The organism is Pyrococcus woesei (assembly GCF_050496105.1).
Lineage (GTDB): Archaea > Methanobacteriota_B > Thermococci > Thermococcales > Thermococcaceae > Pyrococcus > Pyrococcus furiosus.
In genome coordinates, this window is record NZ_CP179867.1 from 853,975 (window position 1) to 872,918 (window position 18,944).

Consider the following 18,944-nt stretch of genomic DNA (forward strand, 5'->3'; position numbering starts at 1 on the left):
TTCACCTCACATAAATTTCCTGTAGTACGTTTGGTAGTCTTTTAGCATCTCAACAACTTTCTTTCCATATTCAGTGAGTCTATAATATTTGAATCCGTTATTAACGATCTCCTCTACAAGCCCCAGATAAACAAGGGAACTCTCACTATTGTATCTATTTCCTAAACCCACTAAGGCTCCCCTCACATTAGAGGGATCAGAACTAACAACCCTCGCTATCTCGCTAAGGTAAGTGGCAGAAGGATAAATCTCGTAAAGATAATGAAGTATCCTTCTCCTTAGCTCGCTTCGGTGTAATGACCGTAAGATGTGTGGGTCGATTATTGGTGGCACTGGAGCATCCCTCCATTATTGGCATTGAATTTTATCCCACCTATATTATAATTGTTTGGATAATTAATAAATGTTTCGGAAATGTAATTGGGAATCATCTAATTGAAATTTATGCAAACCCCTCTCGAATTTCTTGAAGAGAGAAGCAAGCCTTATATAGATCAACTGCAATATTTTCTAAGAGTTGAGGGGGAATGTTTGGGGGAAAGAAGAAGAGTGAGGGAATTACATGGGCATTCTTTCAGAAGCACTATCCTGAGGTTGTTGAGGAGCTTAAAGCGTTAAGGGAATGGGAGAGGGTAAAGAGCTCTCTGGCAGATTCAGAGAGGTTGGGTGAGTACTCAATTCTAGCTTTAACTGCTCTCGTTGCTTTGAGGAGGGAAATAATGCAGGAGATTGAAAGTATCAGAGAAGAGTTGTTTTCTCTGAACTCAAAGCTAGATAGCTACAAGGTAGAGAACGAAAAAAGCTTCAAAAGAATTGAAAAGGAAATAGAAAAGCTAAAAGAGAATATAGATGAGCTCGATAGGAGAACACTTGTTGTCTCAAATTTGGAAAAGTTTTTACCCAGGTTGAGTGAGATAGAAGAAAAGCTCTATTCTTACCCGTTGGAAGTGGCAGAGAGCATGGAGAAGAGGATTCTAGAAAGTCTAGAAAAAAAGGTGGAAAATATCGTGAACTCAAAGTTGAAAGAGATAGAAAGCATGACCCCGGGAGTCATTAAGGATATAATGGAGAAATATGAGAAGGCAATCAGGGAAAACTTGGAACTCAAGAGTAAGCTTGAAGAAAGGGAGAAAATAATAAAGAAGCTAAAGGAGCAGTTAAAAGGCTTTGAAGAGGGAGCAAAGAAAGTTCAGGAGATCGAGAAAAAGATTGGAGAGTATGAAAAGGTTGCTAGAGAATTAAGGGAAATAAAAGCTAGGTTAATTAAGATAACAGGTGTTTATGATGTAGAAGAAGCCCTAAACATAATTGAGAGAAGCTACATACCAAAGAGTAAGGTAGAGGAGCTGGCTAAAAATATAAAAGAACTCATGAGGGAAAATGAGGAGCTAAGAGAAGAAAATGAGAGGCTCAGAAAGGAAATCGAGAAGATAACAAAGTTAATAAAAACTATAATGGAAGAAGGGATTACTGAGAGCCCCTCTCAAGAAGAGTGAGAAGGGAAAGGCCTTCTCTTACTGCCTTCATGACTAAACTACTGTTATCTTCAAATTCTTCAAGCTTTCTGATCACGACTTTTCTAAGCTTTTCGTTTGTTCTTGCTAAGTGAACTAGGGCCTCAACGACGCTAGCTCTAACAACTTCATCTCTATCGTGAAGTAGAGCTATTAGCCTGGGCAAATATGGGGCAACGTATCTGAATTGATTTTCACCCATAGCTTCGATGAAATTTAACGCGGCAAGTTTCTCCTCTCTATTTTTTGATGATAACATCGAGAAGATGTCTCTAGCGATATCTCTCATAAGCTCGGGATTTGCCCTCGCTATCTCTTCTAGAGCATAGCTGAGGTTTATCTTGATCTTTGCGTCTCCTATCCTGTAGTTTGCGAACAATATTGGGACTAGGGATCTAATTAGTTGGGGTCTTTCTTTTGCTATTTGTCCTAGTGCCCTGGCAACCTCTTGGGTTAGTGGTATTGATTCACTCTTTTTAAGCATAACAAAAAGCTTCTTAACCAGAGGTTCATACAACTCTTTCCTTGTTTTAGCCAATGTTACAAGAATTGTCAGCGAGTTCTTTGCAACGGTCCAGAGATCATCATCTAACAATTTTATTAATTCTTCCAGAATTCTTTCATCATATTTTGCCATAACTAAAATCTTCTCCAAATCCTCACCATTAGCTAAAGACTCTCTGATGTCAATTTCTTCCTCCATGATAAAAAATTATGAAAGCAAGGTAATAACTTTTTTGCTAGGTTCCATGTTCCCAACTTTCAAGGTACTTTTTCTGCTCTTCTGTGAGCTCCTCAATTTTTATACCCATTGACTCCAGCTTTATTCTTGCCACCATTTCATCGATTTCCCTGGGAAGAATGTAAACTTTTGGCTCGAGCCTTTCGTGATTGTCCTTTATATACTCAGCTGCCTTTGCTTGAAGGGCAAAGCTCATGTCCATTATCTCCGCTGGATGGCCATCAGCTGCAACAAGGTTTACAAGCCTTCCATCTGCCAGCAAATATAACCTTCTTCCATCCTTGAGCTTGTACTCGGTAACATTAGGCCTTGGATTATTAATTTCGACAGCAAGTTTTTCCAAATCTGGCTTCCATATCTCTACATCGAAATGCCCTGCATTTGCCATAATTGCTCCATCTTTCATTAACTCGAAGTGTTCTCTCCTGATGCACTTAATATTCCCAGTGGCTGTAACAAAGATATCCCCAATCTTTGCTGCTTCCTTCATATCCATAACTAAGAATCCATCCATCCTCGCTTCCAGGGCCTTTATTGGATCAACTTCAACCACTATTACGGTAGCCCCAAGCCCCCTAGCTCTCATAGCTATTCCTCTACCACACCACCCGTACCCTACAACGACAACGTTCTTCCCAGCTATTAAGAGGTTTGTAGCTCTCATTATTCCGTCCCAGGTGGACTGGCCAGTTCCATAACGGTTATCAAAGAGGTACTTCATGTAAGAATCGTTCACCGCTATAACTGGGAACTTGAGAATTCCAGCCTTTTCCATGGCTCTTAGCCTTATGACCCCCGTGGTCGTTTCTTCACTTCCTCCCCATATTTCATCCAGCATTTCCTGCCTCTCCTTGTGGACTAGGCTTATCATGTCGGCTCCGTCGTCTATTATTATGTTTGGCCTTATATCCAGGGCCTTGTGCATGAACTCATAGTATTGCTCTCTGCTTTCCCCTCTTATGGCGTAAACTTTAACTCCGGCCTTTGCCAGGGCGGCGACTACGTCATCTTGAGTGCTCAGTGGATTGCTTGCGGCTGCAGAAACTTCAGCACCGCCAGCTTTTAGAGTAAGAAGGAGAAATGCAGTCTTCATTTCCAAGTGGAGAGTTGCTGCTATTCTTACGCCTTTAAAGGGTTTCTTTTCTTCAAATTCTCTCTTTATGTATTGAAGAACGGGCATAAACCTAGAAACCCAATCAATTTTCTTCCAACCTTCCTCTGCAAGGGACAAATCCTTAACACAATAGTCCTTTCCACAGTCCATAGGGTTCACCACTTTAATAAAGGCCGCTCCTTTTATAAGGCTAGAGGAACTTTCCAAAGTTGTACTGGGGTATTGGGCACATGACTATTCTCCTTGACCAGAGGCAATCGGCACAGCTTGGCTCATTACCCCAGCAGTCAATGTCGGTTGTCTTCACGAAGTCGCACGCATCTCTTAGAGAGCAATCGGTACAGGAGGGGTATAGATAGTTCTTCGTTATGAACCTGAACCATGTGTACCTTTCGCTCGTCCATATGTCAGCCAAGCTCTTCTCTCTTACATTGCCGAAGGAGTAAGTATTCACTTTCTTCTCCCTTCCAAATATGTATTCCCTGTACGTGTGCAAGAACCTATAGCAAGGGACAACTTCACCATCCCATCTAATTACAGCCACTTTATTTTCATCGAAGTCGCAAACCCTCTCAGTTTTCAACTCGAAGTATGGTAGTTTGATGTAGAGGCCATTGTGAGCTATTTTGTAGAGCTCATTAACTATGGGAGTCATATCAATGCTCCCGTCGTATACTATGTCGTTCACCTGCTCTGGGGTTAAGGGAAGGAGGTTTGAAACTAACATTGCATCAACGCCAAGGTTTAGAAGGTACCTAGCGAGCTCTGGCAACTGCTTGTAATTTTCCTTTGTAACCACAACTTCAACACCTATGCTTGGCTTGTGGGTTCCCACTTCTTCCCTATACTTTACGAGTTTCTTTATTTTCTCCGCAGTAACTCCCGCTAGAATGTGCCCGAGAGTTACCACATTTTGAGCTGTGGGTAAAACGTCCATGGAGAAATAAACTAAATCAACGCCAAGCTCTGCAAGCTCCTTGAGCATTTCATCCGTTAAAAGGGTTCCATTGGTGCTAATTCCCAGGGCAAAGCCTCTCTTCTTTACTTCTCTCACCATATCCATGAACCTTGGGTGAACTGTAGGTTCACCTATGCCTCCGAAGTATATCATCTTTAGCTCGGGAAACTTCTCTGCATCGTCAAGAATTTTGAGGAAGAGATCGTAGTCCATATCTCCCTCTTCATCTTCCCAGTGCTGCTTAAAGCACATCTCGCATCTCAAGTTGCACCTGCTAGTTATCTCTAGGTAGAGGTACTTCATGTCGAGCTTCGGTTTTATTACAACTTTCCCATCCCAGAGTGTAAATGTATACTCCTTTTCCACTTCATCCACCACCAGCTGGAGGGAAAATGCTCACTGTGTCATCATCTGAAAGTGGAGTGTCGAGGCCCTGAAGATGCTCTATGTTCTTTCCATTGACTAAAATCATGTATCCCTGCTCTAGCTCTTTTTTGAACCCTGGGAACATCTCTTCAAGCTTATCTAAAAGCTCTCTCACGGTCTTTGGGCCGTGAATCTCAAGTTTTCTCTTTCCAGTGAACTCTATAAGGGTTGCAAATAATTTCACCTGCATATTACAAATCCCCCAGAAGGAAATAAAAAGTTAATTGAAAAGAAGAGTTCAATAGAACTCAGCGATTCCAAGCTCCTCAAGCTTCTCTTTTGGAATCTTCCCGTCTTCAGTCCATCCTCTAAGCTTGTAGTATCTTGGCAACATCTCTTTAAGTCTAACTGTGTGTCCCTTGTTTGGACCTTCTGGCATTGGCTCCTCGAGGAACCTCTTTGGTAGAGTGTCATCTCTTGCTGGGTCTAGGCCTGCCTTAAGGTTGAACAGTCTTTCAGCATTCCATATCCTCTCTCCTATCTTGAGGTAGTCTTCGGTTGTGAAGTCCCATCCTAGAGCGGCATTGAGGAGGTCACGGTAATCGTCAGCTCCAAGGCCGAATGTTGTGAAGAGACATAGGCCTGCTGAGTCTATCAATGCCGTGAGGTCTTGGAATAGGATTAACATCTTGATCTTATCGTCACTAACATCATGTGGATCCATCTTGTATGGGTATCCGAGGATCTCAGGGCTAATCATGTAGTTCTTAATGTGACATCCACCACGGTTGTTTGTTGCATAACCTAAACCATGCCCCTCTGCTCCCCTTGGGTCATAAGCTGGTAGCTCCAACTTCTTAACGGTCATGGAAAGTTCTGGGTGTCCATAGCTCTCAGCCAGTCTATAGCTTCCCTCAGCGAGCTTATCACCAAAGCCTTCCCTCTTTGCTATCTTTTCTATGTAGTAGTGGAGAACCTCGGTGTTGCCCCACCTGAAGGGTGGAGCATCTCCGAGCTCTTCATCCTTTATGTGGCCTTTTTCATAAAGTTCCATTGCAGTGGCCAGAGTTCCACCAGTTGATATTGTATCAAGTCCAAGCTCGTCACACATGTGGTTTGCCTCTATTATTGATGCGAGATCGTTAATTCCCAGATTAGCTCCCAGGGCCCAAACGCTCTCGTATTCTGGACCTTCTGTCTCTCCAACTGTTGGTAATCTATTTACTCTACCACATCCAATTGGACAAGCGTAACATGGCTTATTTCTAACTAGATACTTGGCAGCCATTGCTTCACCGCTTTGCTCGTAGGCATATGGATAAACACCAGTCTGGAAGTTCTTGACTGGATATAGCCCGTTTTCGTTAATTATATTCACTAGAACAGCTGTTCCGTACTTTGGAAGTCCTCCTCCAGCAACGGGGTCATTCCTAAGCTTGTTTACCTTTTCTCTAACAACAAGCATGAACTTCTGCTTGTCAGCTATTGGGACGGTTTTGCTTCCCTCAACTGCTATTGCCTTAAGGTTTTTGCTTCCCATTACAGCTCCCACTCCACCTCTTCCAGCCGCTCTGTGTCCATCATTCATTATTGCCGCGAACTTGACCAAATTCTCACCGGCAGGGCCGATGGATGCTATCTTTACTTTCTCGCTTCCAACTTCCTTCCTTATTGTGGCTTCAGTCTCGCTAACCTTCTTGCCCCATATGTGGGAAGCATCTCTAATCTCAATGTGCTCGTCTTTGATGTAAATATAAACGGGCTTCTCCGCCTTACCCTCAACAACAATGGCGTCGTAACCTGCAAACTTCAGCTCAGCTCCAAAGTACCCACCGGAATTTGCCATAGTTATGAATCCAGTTAGGGGACTCTTTGTTACGACATTGTACCTTCCACCGGTTGGTGCGCTTGTTCCAGTTAGAGGACCAGCGGCGATGATAAGCTTGTTTTCGGGGCTTAAGGGATCTACAGTTGGATCCATTTCCTTTAGAAGAAGGTATATGGCCAAACCTCTACTTCCAAGCCACTTCTTAGCCAATTCTTCGTCGTATTCTTCTACCTTAATATCTCCGGTAGAAAGGTTTACACGTATAAATCTACCCCAGTTGCCATACATAGAGGTCACCAACATATTTATTGTTTTAGTTCTATTAAATGTTGACGAAAGCAAAAATATTTTACAACATTAGTAGAGTTTAGTATATTTGTTAATTGGCCAATATCTCCTAGGAATAATAAGAAGTACAAAAATTTGTAGGCATCAAAATACTTAAAAAACTTAATAGCAAAAACAATGCTCGGTGATTTTCGATGTTTATCAAGAAGGATAATAAGGTTGAGCTAATTCAGGGTATACCTCATGGAAGTCACTTAGACACAGTTTTAGGATACGCAGAAAGATTATCAGAAATACTATCAATGAAAGGAGAGCAAGTGGGAAGTGTTGTTTTTGAAAAAGGTAGAATAATAAAGAAGAAACTAAAATTAAAGATATACGATGTTCCTTTAGGTGTTATAACCTTCAGAGTTGTCACGGATGAAAAGAATGTTCTATTGACAACTTATCCCATGCTTGAAGATCTAGTTGAAGTTGAAGCGAGAATACTGAAAGTTCTAGAATGGAAAGAGTGGCCGGAAGGGGATATTGTTTGTGAAGTTTCGAACGAATATGGTCCGCAAATAACGTTTTTTGCGGTGGATTACCTCATGAAAAAAGATGAATATGTAAGGAGAGAAAATGCTAAAGTTGGTGTGGGCCTTCTTTTATACTTTTTAAAGGTAGGTGTTGACGCTCGGAAAGAAGTTCAGGGGCCTGGTGGGGAAAACATCGTTATTGATTTGAGTGAAGCAGAAGTGTTGCTCCCAGGAACATTGAATGGTGGTTTTATTGACGATTACATCTTTACTGGACATGTAAAAGAATTTAGGGAGGTCAATGTTTTAGGAAAAGATGGGTATCTCTTAAAAATCTCCATAGAACCTCTAGGATTAGTTCCAGCCTTCGTTCTTAAAGAACGCGTAAAAGGAGAAATTGAAAAAGATGCAGCAGTTTATGGAATGGGATGGCTTCAAGGAAAGGTAATTGGCGCCCCGGCGGGGATTTGAACCCCGGACCTCGAGGTCCGCAGCCTCGCGCCCTATCCAGGCTAGGCCACCGGGGCACCCGAAAAGATATCATCAGAAAGTTGTTTATAAAAACTTCGGAACCCACGAGGCCTCATCATCATTCAGCCAAGGGTGGGTTCCACATCAAGAAGAGAAAGATTGTGGTGCGGTGGCCGGGATTTGAACCCGGGTCTCCACCTTGGCAGGGTGGCGTCCTAGACCAGGCTAGACTACCACCGCACAGGTCGTTATTTACTCATTTAAAGAGGGTTTATAAGGATTTCGTCATCGTTACCGATACTGTCAGGATAACTGGGGCATCACCTCTTGAAGCCACTCAGTCACATCACCAGGCGGACAACCAAACCGAGAATGAAACCTAACAAAATTATACCAGAACGCAAACAGAAAAACAAACCTGTGAACCCTCCTCCAGTCTCTAGCCCTGAAATTATTCCAGAAACGCTTTGTTCTTTCTTTTAAAGTCCTGAACCAGCGTTCAATACAGTTCCTCGGCCCGAAGGTTACGTGAACAAAATCCAGTCCAAGGGATTTAAAAGCAGACTTGTACCACTTCCCACCATCAACCAGAAAAACAGGCTGTCCTTTGCAGGATTTCAAAACAACCAGAATGAAGTCTCTAGCAATCCACCAGTTTCTGGTTGTTGTAATCCAGACTGCGAGAACTTCCCTGCTCTCAACGTCAAGTGCAGCCCAGAGAAATCTCTTCTCCCCGTTGATTTTTACGACAGTCTCATCAACTGCGATAAAATTCCTCTGTTTTCTTACTGCGAGGAGTGTTGGCTGGTAAACTGCTTCTGCTAGTTTTTGAACTGCCTCCCAGACTGTTGTGTGGCTGATTTTGAGGATTTTTCCGACTTGTCTGTAGCTGAGGCCTCGCAGGTATAGTTCTACTGCTCTGATTTTCTTTTCTGGTGGGATTTTGTTGCGGCGAAAAGGTTTTAAGACTGAAATCAGTGAGTATAGAATGCTCTCAGCCTTCATTTCTCTCCCTTCTTTTTCTGAAAAATTATCAGAAACTTAAACCTAACGCCCTACCGCTTATCCTAACAGTATCTCGTTACCATTCACTTTTAGTTGTAAACCTTTTAACGAAAATATTATAAATAAAATTTAGGCAATCATAGAACATGGCCACAACTAATGAAGTTAAAACTTACGTGTGTGATATAAAGACAATATTGTTCATTGGCTCCCTATTGGCGTTGCTCTCATACCTCCCAGGAACGGGAAGGGTGCTTTCCATAATAGGGGGTATTGTTTACTTGTATGGTCTCTATAGATGGAAGGAGCTCGTAGATGAGAGGTCGTTTAAGTTAGCTCTTCTGATATTCGTGATCTCAATATTTCAAGTTGTTGCGGTTTTAATTCTGTTAAGAGCTGAAAGAATAGCATTGTCCATTACTAGCTTTTCAAAACTTATCTTCGTGTACACCATTTTAAACTATCCGTTTGTTGCTCTCATCGCAATACTGAGGAGAATTATCCTTGAAAACTTTTACGAGGTAACTGGTGAAGAGAACTTCCTAACATCTAGGGAATTATTGCTGTATGCGATACTCCTCTATCCGGTAATAGTGGGGAGCATTATTGGAATTGTCGCTAATGTATACGAGCTCTTAGGATACAAGAATATGCCAGAGGCAGTGACTCCTGTTAGAGGAAGAAAAATAGAGATAAACAAGAGAGAAACTATAGCTCTCTTAGGAGCATCTTTCCTAATATCGGGCTTACTCATATATGCCCTCGTTCCAAAATATGATTTTGAAATTGAAAAAGGGAACGTAGTTTTTTATGGGGAGATATCGGGGGACTTCATAGATGGAATAATTATCTATAAGGAGCCTTGCCCTGGATCTAAAATCTGCATTGAGAAAGTTGAGGTTGATGGAGAGATCGTTTACAGTGCACCTTCATATGAAAAGGTGAACAACAAGCAAGTGGTTAGAATTTCAATACCGAAGAGTGCAGAGAAAATAAGAGTTTTGTTGGCCAAGGAAGGGGAAGTTATCATTGAAGTCCCAACAAAGGAAAGTTAAAGCCAGACAGTGTCCTCTCCTCTAAAGTTCAACTTAACAACGAGTAGCTTAAAGCTCTCCTCTGAATTATTTTCCACCCAGTGAACGTCTCCTGGCTTGACTAGGTAAATATCTCCTGGTTTTGCGTGGTATTCCTCATTTCCAATTCCCAGCTTTGCTTCTCCACTTATTATGTAGAAGAGCTCGTACTGAAACTTGTGATAGTGCTTGCCCACTCTACTCTTTGGTTTTATTTCAACTATTTGGGCATAGCTACCTTCCGGGAGTTCCCTCTCAAATAGTGGATACTTAATGTAGTTTCCCCTGTCTATAGCTTTACTTATCTCGGCCTTCATGTTTCATCCCTTCAGAAAAGCTTCAACAGCATTTCTAGTTTCCTTTAGTGCTTCCAATGGAATGCCCTTTGGTAGTCCGCCTATTTCTCCCTTAACGTCCTTTAAAACTCCTTCCCCAGCTCCTAAGAACATTCCTTCGCTTACGACACCGAAAAAGTTCCTTGGAGTCAGTAATGCTACAGCAACTCTGTTGCCTTCTTTTACGGTTAAGTCATTTGTAACTACTGTTATAGCTCTGTTTCCAATGTTTACGTTGGTTACCAAGAGCCTATCAGCATTTGGATGCTTTCCTACGCTCATAACTTCTCCAACAACAATGTCAACTGCAATAACTGGATCATTTATCTTCCCTAGCTTTAGCCTTTTGTCAAGCCTAAGTATCGTGTTGAGGAAGAACTTTATCTTTGCTACCTGCTCTTCTACCTTCTCCCTCTCTTCTTTTGTGGCCTGGGACAAAAACTTGTGATGCCAATCTTCTCCTCCGAGGGCCTCGATTATGCCTTGTGCTTTCTCCTTTAGAGATTTTATTTGTGGAGTATCAACGAGCTCTTCTGGATCTATGTAGCTATATCTAAGGGCTTGAATGTCTGGGATCATCTCTTTTGCAAGTTGCACGGCCTTCTTCTTATCCCACTGTCCTCTAAACTTTGCCCCCTCGATTGTTCTTAAGAAGAGCTCCACGGCCTTTTCAGCAACGAGGAGTCTGTAATCTTTACTCGTGTCCCACATTGGGCTCACCTCTTAACTCTTCTGTCCCACTCCTCAAGCATTGTCTCTAAGGCCAACAAATCATTTAGCTTAAGCTTAACTCTTTTGTTTTCCCAGTCAATCCCACCTTTAAAGTCATTTAAGAGTTCAAATACCTTTTCGGCTTCTCTCCTTGGCAGTGTTTTTCCGTAAAACTCCTCTCCACAGACTGGGCATTTAAAAACGAACTCTTCAACCTGGGCAAGGAATCTTTCTCTGTCCTTTACTATCTCTTCGAAATTCTCAATAATGAGCATTTCCTCTATGAGCTCTTCCCACTTTAGAGGGCTTCCACAAATGGGACATTTTGCCATTTTCTCACCCCGAAATCTTTTTCAGTTCATTCTTAATCTCTTTTACAAGGAATTTCATTGCTTTATCTAAATTCTTCTTCCCGTTTGCTCCAGCAGCTCCTGCATGCCCTCCTCCAGCCCCATCTATTATGTCCCCAACTTTCTCCATAATTTTTCCCAGGTGGAGGCCCATCTTTACTATATTCTCTCTTGCTCTAGCCGAAATTCTAACTTCTCCTTTCTTTTCGCTACCCACTATGGCAACATCAGCTCCTAGGTTTACAAAGACTTTACACACTAGAGCTTCATATGCCGAGACCTTGGAGGTTACTATTATGAACTTCCTGAACTTGTGAATCTGCATTCTCTGGCACGCCTTTAGCACGGCAACTCTCTTAGCCTGCTCAATGTTTTCATCGGAAACTGGTGCTATCAACTGGTATATCTCACCCAAAGAGATCTCATAAAGGTTCAAGATTTCATACACCGTCTTAAATGTTTTCGCGTTTGCATATCTAAAGTTGGAGGTATCTGAGACTATTCCAGCTAAGAGGGCTTTTGCCGATTCTTCATCTGAAAACTTATACTTTTTGAAAATTTCCCATACAATCTCGGATGTTGATGTTTTTGTGGGATCTAAGAGTGAAATGTCAGCTGGTATTGGATTCTCTTTCTCTGTATGGTGATCAATTACAATTAGGTAAGATGAAGGAGGAATATCAATTGGGGCCAACTGTTCTAGAGAAGATGTGTCCACAATGAACACGTACTTTTCCTGAATAATGGGATCTTTTTCAATTGGAACGGGAGAGAAAAGGGTAAGCTTCCTTGCATAGCTTGCAATACTCTGTGCTATCCCAATTCTAACATTCTTAAATCCCAGGTGAAGGAGGAGCCTGGAAAGCGCTATGGCAGAGCCTAATGCATCTGGATCGGCGTTGTGATGGCAGAGTATAATTATTCTTTCATCTTTGTTAAGGCTCTTCAGAAGTTCTTTGAGCTTTCTCTCCCCTTTCATTTGATATCCTCCTTAAGTAGTCTTCTATAGCTTCGTAGGCTTTATCGAGAGCTTCTTCTATTAGAGATTCCACATCAACTTTGACAAATATGGGGACCTCAACATAAACCTCAAGCTCTAAATCGAGTGTTTCTCCCCTGTTTATCCTCGCAGTAACCTCTAAATCCCTAACCTCGCTCTTAGCTAAGTGGTCAAATATATAATTGATTATTATCTTCTGCCCTATCTCTCCAACCCTAATCAATTCTTCCTCGCTTAGCTCTGGAAGTCCGATGTGAATAACTTTTTTCATATCAACCACCAGAGAAAACAAAAATAATAAAAGAAGTCATCCAGCGGTTGGAGGTCTTAGGGCTGCCTGAATCTTTTGAGTGAGCTCCTTTATCTTTTCATTTATCTTCTGCTCTTGCCTGTTTAGCGCATTAAGCCTAACTTCAAGAGTTTCTACTTTCTCCTTAAGTTCCTGTAAAGCTTTTTCTTTTGTCGTTTTAACTATCAACGTGCCAACGGTCTTGTAAATTACAGCATCATCAGTGAGCTTTTCAATTTCCTCAAGGGCCTTTTTAGCTTCATTTAAATCAGCTTGAACCTTCTGCTTCTGCTGAATAACGAGTTGGAGTTGCTGCTGGTAGCTCTCTAATTGCCCAAGCATTGCCTGGACTTGGGGTGGAATGTTTTGCATCTTCACCACCTCAGCTCTAACTTCAGAGGAATATTTAAGAACCTTCCTCACCCTGGGATAGAAGTTTTCCAAACTCAACGTTAACTGTCTCGGGACTCCTCCAAATGTAGGCCCCTTCTCCCTTGTAAACAAAGCTCCTAAATCCACTTGGCACACCCTGGGATTCATATATCATTGACTGAACCTCTGGATCGTTGTAGAGTACCAAAGTAGGCCCAGGGGTTGACAAAACGAAATCTAGGGCATACTTAGTTCCAACTATGGCGACTCTCCTCCTTGCAGGTCTTGTGAGTAAGGGAACTGCAGCGCTACCTGCGGGAGTGAACCCCAAAACTGCGAAGTCATGAAGGCCAAATACAATGTTCCTCCTATTCTCCAAGGCTACCGCTAGTACGAGGAATGCAATTCCTGTGAGTGTAATGCTCTTCAATCCACTTAGATCGATAAGGGCTGTGTCTGGTATAACTATTGGATCTCCCGAAAATAGTATTCCATCTAAATCCGTGTAGCTTTCGGCTATTACCTCACTATATTCCTTCTTTGCTTTTAGTGCTTCTTCAATGGAATTTACTTTTCCAGCGATAAAGTCCGCGTATAACTTATCAGTTAACGCCCTATCGAGTTCATAAATTGTTTGAACTATTGTTACGGCAGAATATGGGTCATTTATAATTCCCATTTTGGCCATTTTTAATGGATCTAATCCTGCAGGTCTTCCTTCTTCAATCCTTACAACCTTTTCAAACATTGTGGTGGGAAACTCTCCGGAAGTGTCAAAAACGATTATTGAGTACTTCTTTTCTTCCTTGTACTGCCTGAGCAAATACTCCATGACCTCTATTGGATCGTTATCAATCCCTATGATCTTTAGAGTTCTGCCATGGTATATTGGGTCATAATAAACAATTCCACTTTCGCTTTTTAACAGCTTAACTGCAAGCTTTGAGGTCCTCATAATGGAGCACCAAGAAAATATGGAAAAAGGAAGTTATACAATTTTCGATTAGAAGAGGTCTTCAAGCTTGACATCAATCTTGTCTGGGATGAAGGGTAGAACGTGCCTTGTAGTCTTTGGAGAGAACACTTCTCCTCTCTTCACGAGCTCCATGACTTCTTCTTTAGTTGGGGCCTTCCTTATGAAGACGTAGTCTATTTCCCCCTTTTCCATGTCTGCCTTTGCATCTTCCTTTAGGCCATAATATACTAGTTCGATTTCTTTTGCCTGATCCATTTCGTCTAGAACCTTGCTAACCTTCTTCTGTTCCTCTAACCCTCCTGGGATGGCAAAGCTTTTCTCACCAATTAAGGCAAATGCTATTTCCCCTTTTTCGGCCTTTTCTTCTGCTTTTTCATCTTCAATGACCTCAAGTCCTTCGGCCTTTAGTCTTTCTATCACCTTATTTACATCTCCTTTGAATGCTGGGTACCAGGTGTAGACTTTAACTCCTTCATCAAAGTAATCTAAGATCACTGAAGGAGCTCTCTTGGCACCGAGCTTTTGTAGGCCTGCCCAACGGTGGTGACCATCTACAATCAAATATTCATCAGTTCCTGGGATTTTGGCTAGAAGCATTGGCTTCCAGAATATTCCAGAGCCAGTGACACTCTCTATAAAGTCTTCCAGCTCTCTTTGAACTAACTGTTCGTGGGGCTTCATCTTATCGAGTTCTATAAAAACGTACTCAACTTTCTTAACTGGAATGTCGTATTTTGGGACTTTCTCGACACCCATTTGTGCCACCCTATTTCAAATCTATAAAACTTCATTTAAACTTTAACCTTAATGCGAAATCCTTTTAAGTTTCCTTCCGCTAAGGTGAACAGACATTCTGATTAAAATCATACGGGAGGGATTAAGATGGCGAGGAACAAGCCCCTTGCAAAGAAGCTCAGGCTTGCTAAGGCCCTTAAGCAGAACAGAAGAGTTCCCGTGTGGGTTATTGTAAAGACTAATAGGAGAGTACTAACTCACCCGAAGAGGAGATACTGGAGGAGGACTAAGCTAAAGGAGTGAGGTGATGAAAATGGCAATTAAGGCCGGGGAGGAAGTAATATTCACAGTTCCGATAAAGAAAATAAAGAAGATAGTTCCCAGGTGGAAGAGGGCTCCGAGGGCAGTGAAGTTCGTTAGAGAATTCGTAGCAAGGCATGCAAAAGCTCAAGAGGTTATAATTGATCCTAAAGTTAACGAGAAGATTTGGGAGAGGGGAATAGAGAAGCCCCCAAGCAAGCTTAGGGTTAAGGTAAAAGTTGAGGAAGAGAAGAGGGAGGGGGAAGAAACTGTCAGGATAGCCTACGTTACTCTCGCCTGACTTCCCCCTCCCAATAGGTGATATTAATGCACATAGAAAAGCTCGACTTTGAAAATTCTCCATATCTCGGCGTGTTTGGGATAGCTACTGACAAAGTTGTATTAATTAGGGAAGGGCTTCAGGAGAAGAAGTTAGAGGTTATTAGGGAAGTCCTTAAAGTTCCCGTTGTTGAGGCTAGCTTAATGAAGTCTAGAATAATTGGAGTATTGGGAGCTGGAAATTCCAACGCAATAATAGTCCCTTGGTATGTGTGGGATTCTGAGCTGGAAAAAATAAAAAATGCTTTTAGGGAATATGGTATTGATACAGAAGTTGTTCCCTTCCAAACCAAGTATACTGCCCTCGGTAACTTAATCCTAACCAATGACAAGGGAGCGCTAGTAAGCTCAAAGTTTTCAAGGGAAGAAGCTAAGAAAATCGGGGACATCTTAGGAGTTGAAGTTGAGAGGGGAGTTATTGCAGGAATAGTGGCTGTTGGTAGCGCTGGGGTAGTCACAAACAAGGGAGGGCTCGTCCACCCAGAGGCCACTGATGAGGAGTTAGAGTGGCTTTCAGATCTCTTTAAGGTTGACGTGTATGTTGGAACGGCTAACATGGGCGTTCCCTACGTTGGTTCCTGTATGTTAGCGAACTCTTACGGAGTTGTCGTTGGTCATCTAACTACTGGTCCTGAAATTGTTAAGATCGAAGAGGCATTAGGATTTATATGAAGGAGGTGAGCCGATGAAGGTGAAGGTCTTCCGCGTTCACGGATATTTTGAAAAGAATGGGAGGAAGTTTAAGTTCACCAAGGAGTACAGGGGAATAAAGGAGGAAGACGTAAAGGAGCTCGTATACTCAGACATAGGAAGCAAGCACAAAGTGAAGAGGAACAAGATATTCATCAAGGAAATCAAGGAAATTAGGCCAGAAGAAGCGGAAGACATAGTTGTTAGGAGGCTCAGCCTCGAGCTTTAATTATTTTTTTATTGGGTGATTAAGATGGAAAACAATAAGGAATTGGAAAAGGTTGCTTATGAGTACCAAGTTGTACAGGCCCAAGCTCAGCTTTTGGCCCAAAATTTGGAGCTTCTCAGCTTAGCACAGGCGGAGGTTCAAACTGTAAAGGAAACTCTGGAAAACCTAATGAAAATTGAGGATGAGAATCCTGAAATTCTAGTTCCTATAGGTGCTGGGTCTTTTCTTAAAGGAAAGATAGTGGATAAGAACAACGCAATAATCAGCGTTGGTTCTGGATATGCAGTTGAGAAGACGCTTGAAGATGCAATTAAATATCTGGATGAGAGGATCAAAGAGTACGATGAAGCAATAAGAAAGACCCAGGAAGCTCTCAACGAGCTTCAGAAGAGAGCAGCTGAGCTAGCAAAGAAGGCACAAGAGATCCAACAAAAACAAGCAATGAGCTTCAAGCTTAAGAAGTGAAGAAAAAAAGAGGTCACTTGGTAACTGCAACAATCTTTATTATATCGTTGAATTGAAGCTCGTAGTCTTCTCCAACTCTTCTTTTTGTTTTAGCGTTTATTGCATAGAGGAATCCCTTACCAAGATCGGTGTGAACTTTAAATGCTAGATCCCTGGGAGTTGAGCCCTTTTTCATTAGAAACACATGTGGAAGGACATTTCCAAATTGATCCGTTAGCTTATTCTCATCCTGCACCGGATACACTGGAATCAGCTTTAGGAGCTCAAATACTGCCTTATTTATTACCTCTTGAACTCCAGTTGAGCCAAACCTATCTAAAACTCTCTCCTTGATTAACATTAAGGCCTTTTTCTGCTTTTCACTCATTTCTTTGAGTATTTTAAAATCACTAGATCCTGGGATGTATTCAATAAACCCAGCCTTTGCCGCTTTTCTAAGGGTTAGTTCAGCGGCGGCTGAGGTGGGGACTACAATGTATCCTCTCTTTTCTCCTTCTCTCTTTAATCTCTTTATATCCTCATCACTAGCTGCATCTGCCTTATTTGCCGCTATTATCATTGGCTTGTTTATCTTCCTAATCTCCGAGGCAAAGCTCAGCAAGTCCTCGTCACTCCAAGCGGTAGGATCATCTGGAAGGCCAAGCCTATGCATAGCCTCCCACACATCATTCTCAGTAACTCCAATTCCGCTTAAGTGCTCCGCTATCGCGGTTTCAATTTTCATTTTCTGAAGCTTTATTCTCTTTGCAAACTTCTCCCACCCCTTCTTTAGTATTCCATAGATCCAGTAATCAATCTCCCTTTCTAGGAATTCTATGTCTTCCACTGGATCATGAAAATCTGTGGGCCTGCCCTCTTCATCTGTTTTCCCCGTGGCATCTATAACGTGAATTAGGGCAGAGGCCATTCTTAAGTCATCTAAGAACTTGTTGCCAAGCCCCCTCCCTTCGTGAGCTCCTGGGACTAGACCAGCGACGTCAATCATTTTCACTGGAATTAAAGCTAATCCCTCTCTATACTCATAGTTTTGAGGATTTGGCGTGCAGCCAAGCTCCTTACATGGATGTTCGGTTATCGCGTAGGTAACTCCAACGTTTGCGTTTATCGTGGTAAAGGGGTAATTTGCTATCTCCACATCAACCAAGGTGGCGGCTGAGAAGAATGTTGATTTCCCTACATTTGGTTTTCCTACCACTCCAATTTCCATCTTTTCATCCCAAGGATAAAAGTTGGGAAGGGAGAATATAAATCTACCTCAGAACACTGGACACTTCCTGATGACAACCCCTATGGAGACTCCAACTATTAGGCCCGTTAAGAGAGAAATAGCTATGTACTGGACTTTCTCGTTACCTTCTTTAACGACAACTTTCTTTTCTTCCTTTAGGGCACCTATTACTGACTTTGAATTTTGGATTAGAACTTCGGTGTAATTCTTATCCGTCCACAGCACAGTTATGTTCGCCAGGGGAACTCCTAGCCTGTTTGAGAGTTCATAGGCTGCATTTTTTAACACGTCTGGCGTATTCTCATCATAAACAATTATATCTGGCCTTAATGTGGAGAGCTCATCTATGGATTTCGCTGGACCTTCTGCTTCGGGCTTTATAGAGCTAATAACCTCAATTCCCAACCATTCAAGGGCATATTGTTGAGATGGAAGTTCTATTATGGCCTTTTTATCCTTTGCTATGGAAGAATATGCCTTTATTATTGTTGTTACCTTTTCCTCAAATCTTTCAAATGCTTTAGAAAATTCTTGGTCTTTCTCTGGATATAGTTGGGACAGTGCAACGGCAGTTGCCTTAGCTATTGCTAGAGCGTTCATTGGATCAAGCCATGTTCCGTGAGGGTTATTCTTTCCCTCATACCACCTCTCTGGTAGGTATTTGAACCCATATTCTGAGTAATCTTTAGGCTCTAAGACAATTCCCTCTATGCTTCCTTCGCTCTTTAGCTCGATTATTTTATTCTCTGCTGGCAGATGACCTGTGGTTACTATTACATCGGCATTCTTCAGCAGTGCTATCTGCTCTGGGGAGAGCTGGTATTGGTGGGGCTCAACGCCGGGAGGGACTAGATAAACGACTTCTACACTGTCTCCTAGCGCCTCTTTTATTATTGAAGCAACTGGAGGAAGGCTAGTTACAACGAGTGGTTTTTCTCTTTCTTGAGATATAACCGGCCTAACGAATAAAGTAATCGCTATTAGGAGAACTACTGCTTTTCTCATTTTTCTTCCCCTTTAAATTAGGAAAGCCTAATTGTTTTTATGC

25 protein-coding genes and 2 tRNA genes are annotated in these 18,944 nt (G+C 42.1%); 8 read left to right on the plus strand and 19 right to left on the minus strand.

The genetic code is table 11. The features are described 5' to 3' along the window. Positions 1–6 precede the first annotated feature (6 nt). On the minus strand, positions 7–333 hold the full coding sequence (locus ACMFNG_RS04745) for a helix-turn-helix domain-containing protein (RefSeq protein ID WP_011011455.1): 327 nt from the start codon (positions 331–333) through the stop codon (positions 7–9). 194 nt (positions 334–527) lie between these two features. Between ACMFNG_RS04745 and ACMFNG_RS04750 the strand changes: the two genes are divergently transcribed. Further along, positions 528–1,496: a hypothetical protein gene (locus ACMFNG_RS04750; RefSeq protein ID WP_011011456.1), complete on the plus strand. Its 969-nt coding sequence runs from the start codon at positions 528–530 to the stop codon at positions 1,494–1,496. On the opposite strand, the gene ACMFNG_RS04755 is transcribed toward ACMFNG_RS04750, so the two are convergent. From ACMFNG_RS04755 to aor, 5 genes are read right to left on the minus strand one after another with little or no spacing between them, the layout of a single operon-like run. Then, positions 1,468–2,217, minus strand: a complete 750-nt coding sequence (locus tag ACMFNG_RS04755) for a PH0542 domain-containing protein (protein ID WP_011011457.1) — start codon at positions 2,215–2,217, stop codon at positions 1,468–1,470. The two genes, ACMFNG_RS04750 and ACMFNG_RS04755, sit on opposite strands and share 29 nt — an antisense overlap. Positions 2,218–2,254: 37 nt before the next feature. Beyond that, positions 2,255–3,520 carry an adenosylhomocysteinase gene (locus ACMFNG_RS04760; RefSeq protein WP_011011458.1) on the minus strand — a complete coding sequence of 422 codons (1,266 nt, stop codon included), beginning with the start codon at positions 3,518–3,520 and terminating at the stop codon, positions 2,255–2,257. Between the two features lie 40 nt (positions 3,521–3,560). Continuing rightward, complete coding sequence (locus tag ACMFNG_RS04765) at positions 3,561–4,694, minus strand: tungsten cofactor oxidoreductase radical SAM maturase (RefSeq protein WP_011011459.1); 1,134 nt, start codon at positions 4,692–4,694, stop codon at positions 3,561–3,563. A 1-nt stretch (position 4,695) separates the two neighbouring features. After that, positions 4,696–4,944 (minus strand): ubiquitin-like small modifier protein 1, encoded by a 249-nt coding sequence (locus tag ACMFNG_RS04770; RefSeq protein ID WP_011011460.1) that lies wholly within the window; start codon positions 4,942–4,944, stop codon positions 4,696–4,698. Positions 4,945–4,992: 48 nt separating this feature from the next. Further along, positions 4,993–6,810 carry an aldehyde ferredoxin oxidoreductase gene (aor, locus tag ACMFNG_RS04775; RefSeq protein ID WP_011011461.1) on the minus strand — a complete coding sequence of 606 codons (1,818 nt, stop codon included), beginning with the start codon at positions 6,808–6,810 and terminating at the stop codon, positions 4,993–4,995. Between the two features lie 194 nt (positions 6,811–7,004). Between aor and ACMFNG_RS04780 the strand changes: the two genes are divergently transcribed. After that, positions 7,005–7,799, plus strand: coding sequence for a hypothetical protein (locus ACMFNG_RS04780; protein WP_014835118.1), 795 nt, complete (start codon positions 7,005–7,007; stop codon positions 7,797–7,799). On the opposite strand, the gene ACMFNG_RS04785 is transcribed toward ACMFNG_RS04780, so the two are convergent. The 3 genes from ACMFNG_RS04785 to ACMFNG_RS04795 form a co-directional block, all read right to left on the minus strand. Further along, positions 7,778–7,855 (minus strand) — tRNA-Arg (locus ACMFNG_RS04785). The two genes, ACMFNG_RS04780 and ACMFNG_RS04785, sit on opposite strands and share 22 nt — an antisense overlap. A gap of 106 nt (positions 7,856–7,961) precedes the next feature. After that, a tRNA-Gly gene (locus tag ACMFNG_RS04790) sits at positions 7,962–8,039 on the minus strand. 63 nt (positions 8,040–8,102) lie between these two features. Next, positions 8,103–8,804, minus strand: a complete 702-nt coding sequence (locus ACMFNG_RS04795) for an IS6-like element ISPfu2 family transposase (RefSeq protein ID WP_011011181.1) — start codon at positions 8,802–8,804, stop codon at positions 8,103–8,105. A 146-nt stretch (positions 8,805–8,950) separates the two neighbouring features. Between ACMFNG_RS04795 and ACMFNG_RS04800 the strand changes: the two genes are divergently transcribed. Continuing rightward, on the plus strand, positions 8,951–9,859 hold the full coding sequence (locus ACMFNG_RS04800; protein ID WP_430515243.1) for a hypothetical protein: 909 nt from the start codon (positions 8,951–8,953) through the stop codon (positions 9,857–9,859). Here the strand turns inward: ACMFNG_RS04800 and ACMFNG_RS04805 are convergent. Genes ACMFNG_RS04805 through serK form a run of 8 tightly spaced genes read right to left on the minus strand, consistent with a single transcriptional unit; the run spans position 9,856 to position 14,666 of the window. Next, positions 9,856–10,194: a cupin domain-containing protein gene (locus tag ACMFNG_RS04805; protein WP_011011501.1), complete on the minus strand. Its 339-nt coding sequence runs from the start codon at positions 10,192–10,194 to the stop codon at positions 9,856–9,858. The two genes, ACMFNG_RS04800 and ACMFNG_RS04805, sit on opposite strands and share 4 nt — an antisense overlap. A gap of 3 nt (positions 10,195–10,197) precedes the next feature. Next, positions 10,198–10,923 (minus strand): tRNA-binding protein, encoded by a 726-nt coding sequence (locus ACMFNG_RS04810; RefSeq protein WP_011011500.1) that lies wholly within the window; start codon positions 10,921–10,923, stop codon positions 10,198–10,200. Between the two features lie 5 nt (positions 10,924–10,928). Further along, positions 10,929–11,255: a hypothetical protein gene (locus ACMFNG_RS04815; RefSeq protein ID WP_011011499.1), complete on the minus strand. Its 327-nt coding sequence runs from the start codon at positions 11,253–11,255 to the stop codon at positions 10,929–10,931. Between the two features lie 4 nt (positions 11,256–11,259). Further along, the gene (locus ACMFNG_RS04820) at positions 11,260–12,252 is read right to left on the minus strand and encodes a DHH family phosphoesterase (RefSeq protein ID WP_011011498.1); all 993 of its coding nucleotides are present in this window, start codon (positions 12,250–12,252) and stop codon (positions 11,260–11,262) included. Next, entirely contained in the window at positions 12,209–12,544 is a 336-nt protein-coding gene (locus ACMFNG_RS04825) for a DUF3194 domain-containing protein (RefSeq protein WP_011011497.1), read from the minus strand. Before ACMFNG_RS04825 ends, ACMFNG_RS04820 begins: the two co-directional genes overlap by 44 nt. Before the next feature lie 36 nt (positions 12,545–12,580). Further along, on the minus strand, positions 12,581–12,934 hold the full coding sequence (locus tag ACMFNG_RS04830) for a prefoldin subunit beta (protein WP_014835119.1): 354 nt from the start codon (positions 12,932–12,934) through the stop codon (positions 12,581–12,583). Positions 12,935–12,968: 34 nt separating this feature from the next. Beyond that, complete coding sequence (locus ACMFNG_RS04835; RefSeq protein WP_011011495.1) at positions 12,969–13,889, minus strand: hypothetical protein; 921 nt, start codon at positions 13,887–13,889, stop codon at positions 12,969–12,971. A 48-nt stretch (positions 13,890–13,937) separates the two neighbouring features. Further along, positions 13,938–14,666: an L-serine kinase SerK gene (gene serK / locus ACMFNG_RS04840; protein WP_014835120.1), complete on the minus strand. Its 729-nt coding sequence runs from the start codon at positions 14,664–14,666 to the stop codon at positions 13,938–13,940. 126 nt (positions 14,667–14,792) lie between these two features. On the opposite strand from serK, the gene ACMFNG_RS04845 reads away from it, so the two are divergent. The 5 genes from ACMFNG_RS04845 to pfdA are packed head-to-tail and all read left to right on the plus strand — an operon-like array spanning position 14,793 to position 16,668. Further along, entirely contained in the window at positions 14,793–14,948 is a 156-nt protein-coding gene (locus ACMFNG_RS04845; RefSeq protein WP_011011493.1) for a 50S ribosomal protein L39e, read from the plus strand. A gap of 10 nt (positions 14,949–14,958) precedes the next feature. Continuing rightward, positions 14,959–15,246, plus strand: a complete 288-nt coding sequence (locus ACMFNG_RS04850; protein WP_014835121.1) for a 50S ribosomal protein L31e — start codon at positions 14,959–14,961, stop codon at positions 15,244–15,246. Between the two features lie 26 nt (positions 15,247–15,272). Continuing rightward, positions 15,273–15,956: a translation initiation factor IF-6 gene (locus ACMFNG_RS04855; protein ID WP_011011491.1), complete on the plus strand. Its 684-nt coding sequence runs from the start codon at positions 15,273–15,275 to the stop codon at positions 15,954–15,956. 13 nt (positions 15,957–15,969) lie between these two features. After that, complete coding sequence (rpl18a, locus tag ACMFNG_RS04860; RefSeq protein ID WP_011011490.1) at positions 15,970–16,203, plus strand: 50S ribosomal protein L18Ae; 234 nt, start codon at positions 15,970–15,972, stop codon at positions 16,201–16,203. Positions 16,204–16,227: 24 nt separating this feature from the next. Further along, entirely contained in the window at positions 16,228–16,668 is a 441-nt protein-coding gene (gene pfdA / locus ACMFNG_RS04865) for a prefoldin subunit alpha (RefSeq protein WP_011011489.1), read from the plus strand. A 13-nt stretch (positions 16,669–16,681) separates the two neighbouring features. On the opposite strand, the gene ACMFNG_RS04870 is transcribed toward pfdA, so the two are convergent. Together ACMFNG_RS04870 and ACMFNG_RS04875 are read right to left on the minus strand one after the other, a co-directional pair. Continuing rightward, complete coding sequence (locus ACMFNG_RS04870) at positions 16,682–17,875, minus strand: redox-regulated ATPase YchF (protein WP_011011488.1); 1,194 nt, start codon at positions 17,873–17,875, stop codon at positions 16,682–16,684. Positions 17,876–17,923: 48 nt separating this feature from the next. Then, positions 17,924–18,901 carry a metal ABC transporter solute-binding protein, Zn/Mn family gene (locus tag ACMFNG_RS04875; protein WP_011011487.1) on the minus strand — a complete coding sequence of 326 codons (978 nt, stop codon included), beginning with the start codon at positions 18,899–18,901 and terminating at the stop codon, positions 17,924–17,926. Between the last annotated feature and the right edge of the window lie 43 nt (positions 18,902–18,944).

Excerpts from the sequence above, each read along its gene's own strand:
- ACMFNG_RS04750 (WP_011011456.1), top strand. The coding sequence starts at position 528 with ATGTTTGGGGGAAAGAAGAAGAGTGAGGGAATTACATGGGCATTCTTT.
- ACMFNG_RS04755 (WP_011011457.1), bottom strand. The coding sequence starts at position 2,217 with ATGGAGGAAGAAATTGACATCAGAGAGTCTTTAGCTAATGGTGAGGAT.
- ACMFNG_RS04760 (WP_011011458.1), bottom strand. The coding sequence starts at position 3,520 with ATGGACTGTGGAAAGGACTATTGTGTTAAGGATTTGTCCCTTGCAGAG.
- ACMFNG_RS04770 (WP_011011460.1), bottom strand. The coding sequence starts at position 4,944 with ATGCAGGTGAAATTATTTGCAACCCTTATAGAGTTCACTGGAAAGAGA.
- aor (WP_011011461.1), bottom strand. The coding sequence starts at position 6,810 with ATGTATGGCAACTGGGGTAGATTTATACGTGTAAACCTTTCTACCGGA.
- ACMFNG_RS04780 (WP_014835118.1), top strand. The coding sequence starts at position 7,005 with ATGTTTATCAAGAAGGATAATAAGGTTGAGCTAATTCAGGGTATACCT.
- ACMFNG_RS04795 (WP_011011181.1), bottom strand. The coding sequence starts at position 8,804 with ATGAAGGCTGAGAGCATTCTATACTCACTGATTTCAGTCTTAAAACCT.
- ACMFNG_RS04800 (WP_430515243.1), top strand. The coding sequence starts at position 8,951 with ATGGCCACAACTAATGAAGTTAAAACTTACGTGTGTGATATAAAGACA.
- ACMFNG_RS04805 (WP_011011501.1), bottom strand. The coding sequence starts at position 10,194 with ATGAAGGCCGAGATAAGTAAAGCTATAGACAGGGGAAACTACATTAAG.
- ACMFNG_RS04810 (WP_011011500.1), bottom strand. The coding sequence starts at position 10,923 with ATGTGGGACACGAGTAAAGATTACAGACTCCTCGTTGCTGAAAAGGCC.
- ACMFNG_RS04815 (WP_011011499.1), bottom strand. The coding sequence starts at position 11,255 with ATGGCAAAATGTCCCATTTGTGGAAGCCCTCTAAAGTGGGAAGAGCTC.
- ACMFNG_RS04820 (WP_011011498.1), bottom strand. The coding sequence starts at position 12,252 with ATGAAAGGGGAGAGAAAGCTCAAAGAACTTCTGAAGAGCCTTAACAAA.
- ACMFNG_RS04825 (WP_011011497.1), bottom strand. The coding sequence starts at position 12,544 with ATGAAAAAAGTTATTCACATCGGACTTCCAGAGCTAAGCGAGGAAGAA.
- ACMFNG_RS04830 (WP_014835119.1), bottom strand. The coding sequence starts at position 12,934 with ATGCAAAACATTCCACCCCAAGTCCAGGCAATGCTTGGGCAATTAGAG.
- ACMFNG_RS04835 (WP_011011495.1), bottom strand. The coding sequence starts at position 13,889 with ATGAGGACCTCAAAGCTTGCAGTTAAGCTGTTAAAAAGCGAAAGTGGA.
- serK (WP_014835120.1), bottom strand. The coding sequence starts at position 14,666 with ATGGGTGTCGAGAAAGTCCCAAAATACGACATTCCAGTTAAGAAAGTT.
- ACMFNG_RS04845 (WP_011011493.1), top strand. The coding sequence starts at position 14,793 with ATGGCGAGGAACAAGCCCCTTGCAAAGAAGCTCAGGCTTGCTAAGGCC.
- ACMFNG_RS04850 (WP_014835121.1), top strand. The coding sequence starts at position 14,959 with ATGGCAATTAAGGCCGGGGAGGAAGTAATATTCACAGTTCCGATAAAG.
- ACMFNG_RS04855 (WP_011011491.1), top strand. The coding sequence starts at position 15,273 with ATGCACATAGAAAAGCTCGACTTTGAAAATTCTCCATATCTCGGCGTG.
- rpl18a (WP_011011490.1), top strand. The coding sequence starts at position 15,970 with ATGAAGGTGAAGGTCTTCCGCGTTCACGGATATTTTGAAAAGAATGGG.
- pfdA (WP_011011489.1), top strand. The coding sequence starts at position 16,228 with ATGGAAAACAATAAGGAATTGGAAAAGGTTGCTTATGAGTACCAAGTT.
- ACMFNG_RS04870 (WP_011011488.1), bottom strand. The coding sequence starts at position 17,875 with ATGGAAATTGGAGTGGTAGGAAAACCAAATGTAGGGAAATCAACATTC.
- ACMFNG_RS04875 (WP_011011487.1), bottom strand. The coding sequence starts at position 18,901 with ATGAGAAAAGCAGTAGTTCTCCTAATAGCGATTACTTTATTCGTTAGG.